This is a genomic window from Bradyrhizobium sp. CFUWI, assembly GCF_056429085.1.
This window is the reverse complement of the sequence record NZ_JBWJZE010000006.1, coordinates 238,559-251,315: the sequence shown is the minus strand read 5'-3', so window position 1 is coordinate 251,315 and position 12,757 is coordinate 238,559. Positions and strand designations below refer to the sequence as shown.

15 protein-coding genes are annotated in these 12,757 nt (G+C 64.6%); 8 read left to right on the top strand and 7 right to left on the bottom strand.

The window, feature by feature from the left end; genetic code table 11:
• Positions 1-85 precede the first annotated feature (85 nt).
• A complete protein-coding gene (locus tag AC066S_RS15810) occupies positions 86-253 on the bottom strand; it encodes a hypothetical protein (RefSeq protein WP_347338956.1) in 168 nt (55 codons plus the stop codon).
• Between the two features lie 169 nt (positions 254-422).
• Positions 423-713: a hypothetical protein gene (locus tag AC066S_RS15805; protein ID WP_126258155.1), complete on the bottom strand. Its 291-nt coding sequence runs from the start codon at positions 711-713 to the stop codon at positions 423-425.
• 237 nt (positions 714-950) lie between these two features.
• Between AC066S_RS15805 and AC066S_RS15800 the strand changes: the two genes are divergently transcribed.
• Both AC066S_RS15800 and AC066S_RS15795 read left to right on the top strand, forming a co-directional pair.
• On the top strand, positions 951-1,361 hold the full coding sequence (locus AC066S_RS15800; RefSeq protein WP_126258156.1) for a DUF3775 domain-containing protein: 411 nt from the start codon (positions 951-953) through the stop codon (positions 1,359-1,361).
• Positions 1,362-1,399: 38 nt separating this feature from the next.
• Positions 1,400-1,861, top strand: a complete 462-nt coding sequence (locus AC066S_RS15795; RefSeq protein ID WP_126258157.1) for a host attachment protein — start codon at positions 1,400-1,402, stop codon at positions 1,859-1,861.
• 33 nt (positions 1,862-1,894) lie between these two features.
• On the opposite strand, the gene AC066S_RS15790 is transcribed toward AC066S_RS15795, so the two are convergent.
• Complete coding sequence (locus AC066S_RS15790) at positions 1,895-2,158, bottom strand: hypothetical protein (protein WP_126258158.1); 264 nt, start codon at positions 2,156-2,158, stop codon at positions 1,895-1,897.
• Between the two features lie 291 nt (positions 2,159-2,449).
• Here AC066S_RS15790 and AC066S_RS15785 point away from each other — a divergent pair, with 291 nt between their 5' ends.
• Complete coding sequence (locus tag AC066S_RS15785) at positions 2,450-2,896, top strand: hypothetical protein (RefSeq protein WP_126258159.1); 447 nt, start codon at positions 2,450-2,452, stop codon at positions 2,894-2,896.
• Positions 2,897-2,994: 98 nt separating this feature from the next.
• Complete coding sequence (locus AC066S_RS15780; RefSeq protein WP_478270134.1) at positions 2,995-3,867, top strand: DMT family transporter; 873 nt, start codon at positions 2,995-2,997, stop codon at positions 3,865-3,867.
• Between the two features lie 77 nt (positions 3,868-3,944).
• Here the strand turns inward: AC066S_RS15780 and AC066S_RS15775 are convergent, their stop codons facing one another.
• Both AC066S_RS15775 and AC066S_RS15770 read right to left on the bottom strand, forming a co-directional pair.
• On the bottom strand, positions 3,945-4,259 hold the full coding sequence (locus AC066S_RS15775; RefSeq protein ID WP_478270133.1) for a histone: 315 nt from the start codon (positions 4,257-4,259) through the stop codon (positions 3,945-3,947).
• 68 nt (positions 4,260-4,327) lie between these two features.
• Complete coding sequence (locus AC066S_RS15770; RefSeq protein WP_478270207.1) at positions 4,328-5,773, bottom strand: cryptochrome/photolyase family protein; 1,446 nt, start codon at positions 5,771-5,773, stop codon at positions 4,328-4,330.
• Between the two features lie 114 nt (positions 5,774-5,887).
• Here AC066S_RS15770 and AC066S_RS15765 point away from each other — a divergent pair, with 114 nt between their 5' ends.
• Positions 5,888-7,618: a methyl-accepting chemotaxis protein gene (locus AC066S_RS15765; RefSeq protein WP_135169911.1), complete on the top strand. Its 1,731-nt coding sequence runs from the start codon at positions 5,888-5,890 to the stop codon at positions 7,616-7,618.
• 95 nt (positions 7,619-7,713) lie between these two features.
• Here AC066S_RS15765 and AC066S_RS15760 read toward each other — a convergent pair whose 3' ends face one another.
• A complete protein-coding gene (locus tag AC066S_RS15760) occupies positions 7,714-8,373 on the bottom strand; it encodes a peroxiredoxin (protein WP_126258163.1) in 660 nt (219 codons plus the stop codon).
• A 392-nt stretch (positions 8,374-8,765) separates the two neighbouring features.
• On the opposite strand from AC066S_RS15760, the gene AC066S_RS15755 reads away from it, so the two are divergent.
• Together AC066S_RS15755 and AC066S_RS15750 are read left to right on the top strand one after the other, a co-directional pair.
• Entirely contained in the window at positions 8,766-9,338 is a 573-nt protein-coding gene (locus AC066S_RS15755; protein ID WP_478270132.1) for a hypothetical protein, read from the top strand.
• Positions 9,339-10,538: 1,200 nt separating this feature from the next.
• Positions 10,539-10,985 carry a hypothetical protein gene (locus AC066S_RS15750; protein WP_164718677.1) on the top strand — a complete coding sequence of 149 codons (447 nt, stop codon included), beginning with the start codon at positions 10,539-10,541 and terminating at the stop codon, positions 10,983-10,985.
• A 107-nt stretch (positions 10,986-11,092) separates the two neighbouring features.
• On the opposite strand, the gene AC066S_RS15745 is transcribed toward AC066S_RS15750, so the two are convergent.
• Complete coding sequence (locus tag AC066S_RS15745; protein WP_478270131.1) at positions 11,093-11,932, bottom strand: GNAT family N-acetyltransferase; 840 nt, start codon at positions 11,930-11,932, stop codon at positions 11,093-11,095.
• 117 nt (positions 11,933-12,049) lie between these two features.
• Between AC066S_RS15745 and AC066S_RS15740 the strand changes: the two genes are divergently transcribed.
• Positions 12,050-12,754: an SDR family oxidoreductase gene (locus AC066S_RS15740; protein ID WP_135169913.1), complete on the top strand. Its 705-nt coding sequence runs from the start codon at positions 12,050-12,052 to the stop codon at positions 12,752-12,754.
• Positions 12,755-12,757: the final 3 nt, after the last annotated feature.

Genomic DNA, 12,757 nt, shown 5'->3' with positions numbered 1-12,757 from the left:
AATCAAATGAACGTCGATGCAGCGCCATCAATGGCGAAACATCGCGTTCCAGTAAACCGAATTTCAGGCCGTACTATTGCGGACATCATGTCATGATGTCTGTCGGATCAATGTCACGTCCACGCTCCCCGCTCATCGGCTTTCCGGAAGCGAGGTCGATGAAGTGCAGACGTGGGCAGACGGGGCAGGCAAAGGACGCAAAGCTCCGCCCCTCTGTTCTCTCCTGCTTCTCCAGATGCGTCTGCACGTTCATGCCCGTCTCGGGGCATCGAAAGACGATCAACTCGGCCATCACCGCAGAATGACGGTGTGGGCGGTTTCATCTTTGATCTAGATCAGTTCTGGAATCGCTTCAGGCTGACGACAACGGCGCAAGACGTGATCTCGCAAGAGCGAGGGGCCCCGGAGGGCCCCTTCACATGTTACCAGCCGCGATAGCCGTAATAGCCATAATGGCGCGGGCCGTAATAGCGCGGCGGCCCATAATATCGAGGGGCGTAATACGGCCGGGGCCTGTAATATCCATAGTAGTTCGGGCGCCACCAGCAGCGCCCCCAGGCGTCGCAGACCATGCGCACCTGCTCGACGCCGGCGATATCGGATGTTGCAGGCGCGGGCGCGATAGGCATGGCAGACGCCGTTGGCGATGCCGCCAGAGCACCCAACATGGCACTGAACAGGCCTGCGGCGACGAGGCCAATCTTGCGAGTCATGATGTCTTCCTCCGCTTACGCAAGACAGGATATCGAAGTGGTTCTGATCAAATTGTGGCGGAGCCGAAATGTAATGCTGATGAACAGATCTTCAGCAAATCCGCCCACCGGGCTGGGCTTGGCCGCATGCCTAATGCCGTTCCGACCTTGATCCTGCGCAATTCGCAAATCCGCCTCGGCTCATAGTGTTGCTGTGTGGCGGCAGCATGGGGCTCGCTGCCGGGCAAGGTGAACTGGATGCGAGTCATTCCAAATCTGTCGATCTCGCCGGAGAAAGTCTTCTTCGTCATCTCGAAATCGCGCCGGTCCGACAGCGAGGCGGCCGGAGGCGGCGTCATCCTGGAGTCTGGCGACGATGACATGAGCTATGGCCGCAACGGGCGCGGCGGGACCACCGACCGTGCGGAGCTCGCGGGCTTCATTCGCGATCTCAATGTTGACGAGCAGATCGATCTGGTGGCGCTGACCTGGCTTGGCCGCGGCGACGGCGATCTCTCCAATTGGCGCGAATTGCATGCCCAGGCCGCGCAGGCGCACAACGCGCGCACGGCTTCCTACCTGATCGGCACGCCAATGCTCGCCGACTATTTGGAGGAGGCGATGGCGCAGTTCGGCAAGTCTTTCGAGGAATTCGAAGACCATCTCTGATGCTCGATGCGCGTCGGTAAGTTTCAAGGAGAGTTGCAATGGATAAAATGAGAATCGACAAGGGCGACTGGCTGGTGGTGTGCGACGGGCGCAAGGCGCTGATTCTGGAGAACCTCGGCGACGAGATGTTTCCCAACCTTCACACCAAGGAGGTGCACGAGCAGCCGAATCCGTCGACCAGCGCGCAAGGGAGCGATGCGCCGGGGCGAGTGCATGCCGCTGCCGGCGGTGCCCGCAGCTCGGTCGAGCAGACCGATTGGCACGACGAGGCCGAGCGCGCTTTCCTGCGAAGCCTGGCCGGCCGGCTCGATGCCGCCGTCAGCTCCGGCGAGACCACTTCCCTGACCATGGTGGCCTCGCCGCGTGCGCTTGGCATGATCCGCGCCGACTACTCGGACCTTGTGCGCAAGGCGCTTCAGGGCGAGGTCGGCAAGGATCTCGTCAAGCTGCCGGTCTACGAGATCGAGAAGCAATTGCTGCTGTCGGGCGCCGCCAAATAGAGGCGCCCGGAAACAGGCCGCGGCCGGCGTCCCTCAGTAGCAGGGGTGCCGGCGGCGGTCCTGACCGCGATAGGCGGCCGCGCTCTGGTAACAATGGTTGGTCGAGGGGCCGTCGTAATAGGCGAAGGTGCCGGGGGTGATGCCGGGACCGTAATTGTGCAGATAGCTGATCGGGTAGGGCAGCGGGTTGGCATAGGCGCGGTGGTGCCGGTGATGGCCCCCCGCCTCCGCCAGGCCAGGGGCTAGGATTGCGGCCGACAGGGCCGCAACCGCGGCGATTAGCGTCAACTTGCTCATCTCGATTCTCCGGGACCCGCGCGAATAGGTCAGCCATTTATAGCCATTTCGAGCCGCCGGGGCACCCGTCCGGCGGCCGGAAATCCGGGGCAAACCCGCAGATTCCCGGGTGGGTGTGACAGAATTGCCCAAGTGGCGGCCAGGCCTGCCCATTTTTGGCCTTCTCGGGATGCTTAACGAATTCCCCACACAAGTATGACCAAAGACTATTCGGTAAAGAATCCTGTCGCCGGCCTTTTGGGGCTCCTTCGAGGCCGGTGCATTCCCTGAAGGCTATCGCCGCACCTTGCCATGCGCATCACGCACCTGAGCCTGCTGTTGCTCTGTCTCGCCGCCGCTACGCCGGCGCGAGCCGAGCTGCATATCACCCGCGACCACGGCGGCTATGTCGAGGAATACAAGGCCAAGTACAAGCGGGTCCGCGAAAAGGGCGAGCGCGTCATCATCGACGGCATCTGCAATTCGGCCTGCACGCTGGTGCTCGGCATCGTGCCGATGAACAAGATCTGCGTGACGCCGCGCGCAAGCCTTGGCTTCCATCAGGCCTATTACGACAAGGCCTTCACCTTCGGCATCAAGGTCACCAGCTCCGAGGGGACCTCCGACCTGATGTCCTACTATCCCGATACGGTGAAGGACTGGATTCGTCGCAATGGCGGGCTCACCACCGACATGAAGAAGATCAAGAACGGCGTCGAGCTCTGGAAGATCATCGACCCCTGTCCGGAAGAGTGGTGAGCGGCTGCGCTGAGTCGCAAGCCTCCATCGCAACGCAGCATCGTCCGGACGAAATTCGCATTGCCGCATATCCCCCCGGTGGGGCAATGAGGGCGGCAATGAACCATAATCAAGAAGCCCTGACCGCCCGCGCCGCGCCGATCCTGTTCGTCCTGCTCTGGAGCACCGGATTCATCGGCACCAAATACGTCGTCAACAACGCCGATCCCTTGACCTATCTCGCTATCCGCATGGCGATCGTGGTCGGCCTGATGGCGATCATCGCCGGCCTCGCGCGGCCGAAATGGCCTGACAGCGCCGGCATCGCCCACAGCGCGGTCGCGGGCATTCTCGTCCATGGCTTTTATCTTGGCGGCACCGCAATCGCGATCGCGCATTCGATTCCCGCCGGGCTCTCAGCGCTGATCCCGGGCCTTCAGCCGATCCTGACCTCGACGATCGCCAACCGCTGGCTCGGCGAGAAGGTGACGCCGGTGCAATGGGCCGGGCTCGTGCTCGGCCTCGGCGGCGTGGTGATGATTCTGCACAACCGTCCCATGACGGGGGACGCCGGGCTAGGCTGGCTCGCCTCGGTGGTTTCGCTGATCAGCATCACGCTCGGCACGCTCTATCAGCGCCGCTATTGCAACCAGATCGACTGGCGCGCCGGCAATCTCGTGCAATATGCCGCGGTCACGATCTTCTTCGCGATCGGGGCCTTCCTGTTCGAGGACCGCGTGGTGCACTGGACGCGGGAGTTCGTGCTCGCGCTCGCCTGGCTCGCCGTGGCGCTCTCGATCGGATCGATCGGGCTACTGTATTGGCTGATCCGCCACGCCGCGGCGACCTCGGTCGCGAGCCTGTTCTATCTGGTGCCGGCCGTGACTGCGCTGATGGCCTACCTGCTGTTCGGCGAGGAGCTCGATGCACTGGCGATCGCCGGCATGGCGATGTGCGCCGCTGCGGTGTTCGTGGTCAACCGCCGCTTCTAGATCGGGATCCGGAAAGAGCGCGGCGGGACAGGGTCTCCGGAGGCGCTCGCATCCGGAGACCCGTCTGAGCGGCTCGATCAGCGCTTCGCCTTCCTGGCTTTCTTCTTCTTTGCAGCTTTCTTGGCGGCCTTCTTCACGGTCTTCTTCACGGTCTTCTTGGCCGCTTTCTTCGAGGATTTCTTGGTGGCCTTCTTGGCGGCCTTCTTCGAACCCTTCTTCGCGGCCTTCTTGGCCTTCTTCTTGGAAGCCTTCTTCGGCGCTACTTTCTTCGCGACCTTCTTGGCGGCCTTCCTGACCTTCTTGACGGCGGTGACTGCCGCGTCCTTGGTCGCTTCCACGGCATTGGTGATCGTTTCCATCGCTTGTTCGGTGATCGGCTTGTCGTCGTCCATATCGTGTCCCCCACGGTTTGTATGGAGCGACGACGATAGCGCGTTTCATAATTGTGTCAAAGCAACGCTCAACCTTTGCGGATCTTCGCGTAGGCTGCGAGCGCGCGTTCGCGTCCACTGGCATGATCGACTATCGGGTGCGGATAGGTCTCGCCGAGCGTGATGCCTGCGCTCGCGAGCTCGATCGGCGTTGCCTGCCAGGGGCGGTGGATCAGCTTGGCCGGCATCTGTTTCAGCTCCGGCACCCAGCGCCGGACATAGGTTCCATCCGGATCGAACTTCTCGCCCTGCAGCTGCGGATTGAACACGCGGAAATAGGGCGCAGCGTCGGCGCCGCAGCCGGCGACCCATTGCCAATTGGCGGGATTGCTGCCGGCGTCCGCGTCGACCAGCGTGTCCCAGAACCAGGCTTCGCCCTCGCGCCAGTCGATCAAGAGGTGCTTGACCAGGAAGGAAGCCACCACCATCCGCACCCGGTTGTGCATCGCTCCGGTGTGCCAGAGCTGGCGCAGGCCGGCATCGACGATCGGATAGCCGGTGCGGCCGCGCTGCCAGGCGGCGAGCGCCTTGATGTCGCGCGTCCAGGGGAAGCCGTCGAAATTCGCTTGCAGGTTTCTGGTGGCGAGGTCGGGGTGATCGTGGAGGAGATGGCGGCAGAACTCGCGCCAGCCGAGCTCGCTCAGGAATTTCTCGATGCCGGGACGGAGTGCCGGGTCTTCGTCCGCCGCGAACCGTGCCGCGTGCCAGATCTGGCGCGGGCTGAGTTCGCCGAACCTCAGATGCGGCGAGAGCCGTGAGGTGCCGTCCCGGTCCGGACGGTCGCGGTTGCCGACATAGGCGCGCGCGCTGTGCCTGAGGAAGTCGCGCAGGCGCTGCCGGGCCGAGGCCTCGCCCGGGGTCCATGTTTCGCGCAGGCCGCCCGCCCAATCCGGCTTGGCCGGCTCCAGTCGCCAGCTCTCCAGCACATCGCCGGCGATCTTCGGTGCGGGGCGCAGCTGCTTCGGAGCAGGCAGCGGTTTTGCCGGATCGCCGAGCGACAGTACGCGCCGCCAGAACGGCGTGAACACGCGCAAGCCGCGGCCCTCCTTGGTGCGGATGGCCGAGGGCGGGGCCAGGAGATCGCCGGGGAAGCTTTGCGAATCGACGCCGAGCTTTGTCAGCGCCGCCTCAAGCTGGCTCTCGACGGCCTGATGCGGTGCCTGTGCAATTCCATTCCAGTAGACGGCGCGGGCACCGCTTTCGCGTGCCACGTCCGGAATGATCCTGGCCGCCGGTCCCTTGCGCAGGACCAGTGATCCGCCGCACGCAGCGATTGCGGCACCGAGCGCTCGCAGCGACTGCGCCAGCCACCATCGCGTCGCGGCGCCGGGCGGTCGGGCGAGGCCGTCGTCGAGCACGTATAGGCAGACCACCGGCGCACCGGTCTTCGCAGCGGCGTGCAGAGCAGGATGGTCGGCCAGGCGAAGGTCGTCGCGAAACCAGACGATGATGGACGGCACGCTCGGCGCGGTCAGGGGATCCTCGTTTACGATTTGGAAAGCATGCGGGGGCGGCGGTAGGGAACTGTCGTTAATGGGACTGTAATACCACTGCAGGATTATGCAGGGATTACGGGGGTGGTTCCATTCATGTCCAAGGTTCTGACCGGGAAGTTCTTGCCGCAGTTCAAGCTGGGCACCAAAGCGGTTCTGTGCGCCGTGTTGCTGATCGCGGTGAACACGGCACTCGTGGTCGGCGCCGGCTATTGGTCGCTGACCTCCGCCTTCAATGACCGCGCATTGCGCGACATCGAAGTCAACCTGCGCACGCTGGCGCTCGCCTTCACCGAGATCGTTCCGGCCGCCAAGATCACGATGCGGGATGGCGCGGTGGTGCGCGCCGAAATCCCCAAGATGCCCGACTTCAAGGATCACGCCATCGTCGACCGGGCGGTGTCCTATGTCGGCGGCAATGCGACCCTGTTCGTGTTCGACGATGCGAGCGGGCAGTTCGTCCGCCGCTCCACCAACGTGAAAAAGGAAAACGGCGATCGCGCCGTCGGCACCCAGCTTGCCGCCGACCATCCAGGACAGGCGCCGCTGCGCCGTGGCGAGGCCTACAAAGGTCCGGCCACGCTGTTCGGCAAGACCTTCATGACCGCCTATTTCCCCATCGCTGACGCGGCCGGCAAGGTCGTCGGTATTCTCTATGTCGGCATCCCCATGGTGCAGTACGAGAGCATGCTGGCCCACGCGATCGAGAGCATGGCCGCGGCCGCCGGACTTGCCGCGCTTCTGGTGCTGGGCCTGACCCTGCTGGTCGTCCGCCGCGTCACCCGACCGCTCACCTCCGTTACGCGCTCGCTCACCGCACTTGCCGACGGCCAGAGCGACGTTACGATCGAATGCGAGGATCGCGCCGACGAAATCGGCGAGATCGCCCGCACGGTCGCCGTGTTCAAGAGCAATTCGCTGGAGCGGGCGCGCATGCGCAGCGAGCAGGCGGCGGCCTCGGCCGCGGCGGCCGAGCAGCGCAAATCCGACCTGCGCAACTTCGTCGAGGAGTTCCGCGGCAGCGTCGGCGGCATCCTCGACAAGGTGCTGACATCGTCGGGCGAGTTCGAGCGCGCGGCACGACAACTGACCGACGTCGCACGCTCCACCGCCGATCTCTCGGCGCAGTCCGCGGGCGCTTCCGAACATGCCTCCGAGCACGTGCGTTCGGCGGCATCGGCCTCCGACGAGCTGTCTCAGTCGATCTCCGAGATCGCCCGACGCGTGCAGGAATCGAACGAGATTTCCGCCGAGGCCGTCCGGCAGGCCGAGGCCACCGACCAGCGCATCGCGCAGCTCTCGGAAGCCGGCGCGCGCATTGGCGACGTCGTCAAGCTGATCACCTCGATCGCCGAGCAGACCAACCTGCTGGCGCTCAACGCCACCATCGAGGCCGCGCGTGCGGGCGATGCCGGCCGCGGCTTTGCGGTGGTGGCCCAGGAGGTCAAGACGCTGGCCGGCCAGACCGCGAAAGCGACCGACGAGATATCGAACCAGATCGAGAGCATGCAGCTTGCGACCGAGGAATCGGTCGCCGCCATCAAGGCGATCAGCGAGACCATCGAGCGCATCAGCGGGATTGCCGGCTCGATCTCGGCTGCGGTCGAGCAGCAGAAAAGCGCAACCCACAACATCGTGGCGAGCGTTCGCGCGGCGGTCTCAGGCACGGCCGAGGTCGCCGTCAACGTCCGGCACGCCGCCAAGGGCGCCGGCGAGACGGGCGAGACCTCGAGCCGGATGTTTGCCTCGGCGCAGGCGCTGTCCGGCGAGAGCCTGCATCTGAAGGCAGAGGTCGACGGTTTCCTCGACCGCGTGCGGACGGCTTAATTCAGCGTTGTCATCCCGGGGCGGTGCGAAGCACCGAACCCGGGATCTCGAGATTCCGGGCTCGGTCCTTCGGACCGCCCCGGAATGACTGTCGACTATTTCGGCTGCGGCACGATGCGCAGATAAGGCTTCGGCTCCTTCCAGCCCTGCGGATAGATCGTCTTGGCCTCGTCGTTGGAGACCGAGCCGGCGATGATGACGTCGTCGCCCTGGGTCCAGTCGGCCGGCGTGGCGACGCGATGCTTGGCGGTGAGCTGGAGCGAGTCGATGACGCGCAGGATCTCCTGGAAGTTCCGGCCCGTGGTCATCGGATAGACCAGCACCAGCTTGATCTTCTTGTCAGGCCCGATGATGAAGACGTTACGGACGGTTTGGTTGTCGGCCGCGGTGCGCTTGAGGGGATCGCCGGAGATCGCGGCCGGCAGCATGCCGTAGAGCTTCGAGACGTTGTAATCGGTGTCGCCGATCATCGGATAATTGGGCGCTGCGCCTTGCGTCTCCTTGATGTCCTCCGACCAACGGGCATGGTTGTCGACCGGATCGACCGAGAGGCCCATCAGCTTGACGCCGCGCTTGTCGAATTCCGGCTTCAGCTTGGCGAGGGCGCCGAGCTCGGTCGTGCAAACCGGCGTGAAGTCCTTGGGGTGCGAGAACAAGAGCGCCCAGCTGTTACCGATCCAGTCGTGGAACTTGATCTTCCCTTCGGTGGTCTCGGCTTCGAAGTCGGGTGCGGTGGTGCCGATCGGGAGTGTCATGATGTTACCTCATCGCATTGAATCTACTGGGGAATTTTTCTCTGGCCGTCATCCTCATTATAGGGCCTTACCAAGCCAAGTGAACGGCCGCTGAACCGGTTCAAGTAAAATGTGAATTTCTTCCTTGAAGGCCCGATTTCCTAGCAACTTATTGTTACAGCGGCCCCTGCGGCGAAACATCTCCACCCGGGGTCGCACGGTCTCGCTCGCCCCGATTATGCCTTTTATGACTTCCATCACGCTCGCCCGGCGCGTCCTGGAACCAAAACGGTTCTGACAGCGACCAATTGGCAACCATCTCGAAAAGTCGTGATCGCCGTATCGAATCGTTAACCACCCCTTTACGCCGGCATGAAAATGCTGGCCGATCAGAAGAAGTCTGGAAGTGAACTATGTCTGCCGCTGCGCCTAAATCTGTCGAGTCCTCGTCCCTCGAACCGTCCTGCCGCGACACCGCGGCGCACGCACTCTCCATCGTGCGTGACGGTGTGATCACCGGCGAAGGCCCGACCACCAAGGGAAGGGTGCACTTCTCCCGTTCGCTCGATGCCGATGACACCGCTTGGTGCATGCGGATCCTGGCCGCCACCGCCGTCAACGACCAGCCGGTCAGCCGGGCTGAGGCCGAGGTCCTGTTCGAGATCAACGAGGCCGCGACCGAGCGCAGCGATGGCGGCCGCTTCGACGACCTGCTCGCCAAGGCCGTTGCCCATTATGCCGCGAGCGCCTCGGGCCTGAAGGTGCCGCCGCGCAGCGTCGCGCTGTCGGCCGACACCGAGATCGAGAGCTGGGCGCCGTCCTACGCCTCCAAGGTCAACAGCGAGATGCTGGAGTGGATCGCCGGCCAGATGCGCGGCAAGCGCCACAACAACCGTCGCCTGATGGCGATGGTGGCGACCTTCCTCGGCGCCACCGCGCTGCCGCTGGCGGGCCAATTGCCGAACGTGTTCGACATCGGCATGTGAGACGCGCACTCTCTGCTGCATGGGCCCCGGCTCTGCAGCGCACCGCACCGGACGATGCTTCGCAACGCCAGGGACGCTGCGCTGCGTCCGGGGCACGAGACCGGAGTCTTCGCGCATACTGCCTCAGCATCGTCAGAATCGCTCCGCCGCGACAATAATTGATCCGTCATCCTGAGGTGCGAGGCGTGCGATGCGAATGCATCGCATGCGGAGCCTCGAAGGATGTGCGGCCGAGCTGGTGCAGCGGGGCCGTCGCCCTTCGAGGCTTGCTCTGCGACGCTATCGCGCCGCAGCGCGCGCACCTCAGGGTGACGGTGGTGCATAGGGTTTGCAACGTACTCGCCTTCATGCGGACACAGCGTCGCATCCTCGCGGCGCACTTCGCCCGAGCTTTGCCTGGTCGTCTCACCCTCATCAATTGAAAGAGGGCGCAGGGAAGACCGGGTGCCGGCCGGGCACCCACGGTCCACTGTGCGAAAGCGTGTGCTTAAGAAAAGCTGCACAGCGGCATACAGGTGGAGCCAAACATCCGGCCTTCCCTGCGCAGTGGTTTGACGGCTTATGTCGTGCTCTCCCCGGGGAGCGTTGCACTATTGCCCCCGTCGCCTTGCGGATGGCTGATGCGCGTGCCCGGTCGGGCCGCCACATCACCGCAAGACTTGACGCCAGACCCCGGGCGTCAGGACCACACGATTTTGCCGTACGCCGATCGCATCGGTCGTGTGCGCGAGACGTTTCGCTCACGGCTCTCCGCCCTGCAAAACCCTTCGCGCCGATGCCATCGGCGTCCACCGCCGCCCGGCCCGCGTTCGTGACGATCGCGATACGCCCCTCTTCCTTGGGCCGGGTTGCGCGACACATACGTCATTTCCGAATTTCGGTAAAGTGGAATATTTTCGGCGACGGGCGTTGACCTAGGTCTCGGGTGTTTTGCCCGCCGGGCAACGCAACGGATGGTGAGAGAGCGGCTCCACCAGCGATAGCGGCCGGTCAGGGTGCCGGCGTTGTCCCCGTCAGGGCCGACGTCGCCCTGCGAGGCCGAACGAGCCAGAAGGCGGCAATCGGGCGCGCTTTGACGCATCGGTTCCCCGGTTAATCCCGTGCCTTAACCAAAGATTAATTATACGTTTGCGGGTGGGCGACGGCCCGGCCTAGCGTAGCTGCGGGGAGCCGCCGAAGCCAAACGAGTTGGTGCGTATCATGACCTACAGAATGCATGGGGCCTTGCTCGCCTCACTCAGCGCAGCCGCGCTGCTCCTTAGCCTCAGCGATAGTTCTGCACAACCCGGTGGCGCTGCGCCGCACGGGGTGACCGCGGCGCGGTCCGGCGCAATCGCGCGTCCGCCCATCGCGCCGGGCGCCCGGTTCCACCGGCGCAACAACCCCTTCGTCTACTGGCCCGGCGGCGGCGGCTTCTTCCACGACAGCGCCGGCTACAGCCAGCCCTTCGTCGACCCAGCCCAGCCGCTCTCCGCCGACGTGCGCTACACCTACACTTATGACGTTCCGTGGGATTGGACGCATCGTTTCCCGCCCAACGTCGTGCCGTCCGACCGGCCCTACGTGCCGAGCTGTCCGACGGAGCAGGTGACGGTGCCCGGACGCGGTGGCAGCGAGCACACCGTCAACATCACGCGCTGTTACTGAGCGGCGCTAAAGCGCGATGCGATTAGGATGAATCGTCATCGCGCTTTAGGTTGTTGTTTGAGCATGATCTTTTCGGAAAACCGCTGCGCACTTTTCCGGAACATGCTTTAGCCGAGCTCGAAGCTGGTCACGCCGAAGACGCGATCGATGCGCAGCGGCGGGATCGCGCCCGTGTACATCCGTGCCGTCTCGAACACCGGCTTGAGCCCGAGCGCCTCCGCGAGCGCGATGGCCTCGCGATTGACGGCGGGGACATCGAGAAACACCTCGCCATCCGCGCTGGCCAGCAGGGCTTGCACGATCGCCTCCGCCGCCGTGCGGCCGTCGGCGACCAGCGGGCCGATCTTGTAGCCGGTCCGGCACGGCCGGATCACGCCCCAGGCGGCGAGCTTGCCGTCGCGCAATAGCGCGCGGCCGACATGGCCTGGCGTGTTGATCCAGGCGCGCAGGAAGGCGCTGCGCCGGGCCGGGAAGACCGTGGTGTCGTCGACGTCCACAAGCGCGAACGGGATCGTGTCGAGCGCGACGACATCGGCGGGTGACCTCGCCGGCGCGGCGACGCCGCCGCCGTAGCGGATATTGGCGTAAGCAAGCTGGAAACCGGACTTCCTGTAATTGTCCTGCTGCGCCACCACGCCGTCGAGCCCGATCACGCGGGAGCCCGCATGGGCGATAGCCGCGTTCCAGATCCGCAGGCCGTGGCCGGAGCCGCGAAGGTCTGCACGCACGATGTAGAAGCCGAGGAAGGCGAAGCGATCGTCGTAATTGACGCAAGAGACGGTCGCGGCCGGCTTGCCATCGATCTCGCCGACGAAGAAGCCTTGCGCGTCGGGGATTGCGAAGCAGGCGGCATCGCCGCGGCCCGGATTCCAGCCCTCGGCCGCGGCCCAGTCGATGGTGAGGGAGATTTCCTCGGGGCGCAGATTGCGGATCAGCAAGTCACTCATCGCGCGTTGCTCATGGGATGCATCCTTCGACCATGGACCTGCCGACAGGTCTGGCTGTAGAAGGCCGCATGATAGGCCGAGCCTGCAGCTCGCCTCAACTCAAAGGGATGATCGGTCATGGCAGCAGAGAAAGTTGCGCTCGTTACCGCCGGCGGCAGCGGCATGGGGGCAGGGGCTGCGCGGCGGCTGGCGGCGGACGGGTTTCGCGTCGCGATCCTGTCGTCCTCCGGCAAGGGCGAGGCGCTGGCCGCCGAGCTTGGCGGGCTCGGCGTCACCGGCTCGAACACGGAGAACGACGACCTGAAGCGTCTCGTCGACGGTGCCATGACGAAATGGGGACGGATCGACGTGCTCGTCAACAGCGCCGGCCACGGACCGCGCGCTCCCATCACCGAGATCACCGACGAGCAGTGGCACAGCGGCCTCGACACCTATCTCCTGAACGTGATCCGCCCGACGCGGCTGGTGACGCCGCTGATGCAGGCGCAGAAGGGCGGCGCCATCATCAACATCTCGACCGCCTGGGCGTTCGAGCCGAGCGCGATGTTCCCGACCTCGGCGGTGTTCCGCGCCGGCCTTGCCGCCTTCACAAAGATCTTCACCGACACCTATGCCGCCGACAACGTCCGCATGAACAACGTCTTGCCGGGCTGGATCGACAGCCTGCCGCAGCAGGATACGCGCCGCGACAGCGTGCCGATGAAGCGCTACGGCAAAGTGGAGGAGATCGCGGCGACGATCTCGTTCCTGGCCTCCGACGGCGCCGCCTACATCACCGGCCAGAACATCCGCGTCGACGGCGGGCTGACGCGCTCGGTCTGAGCG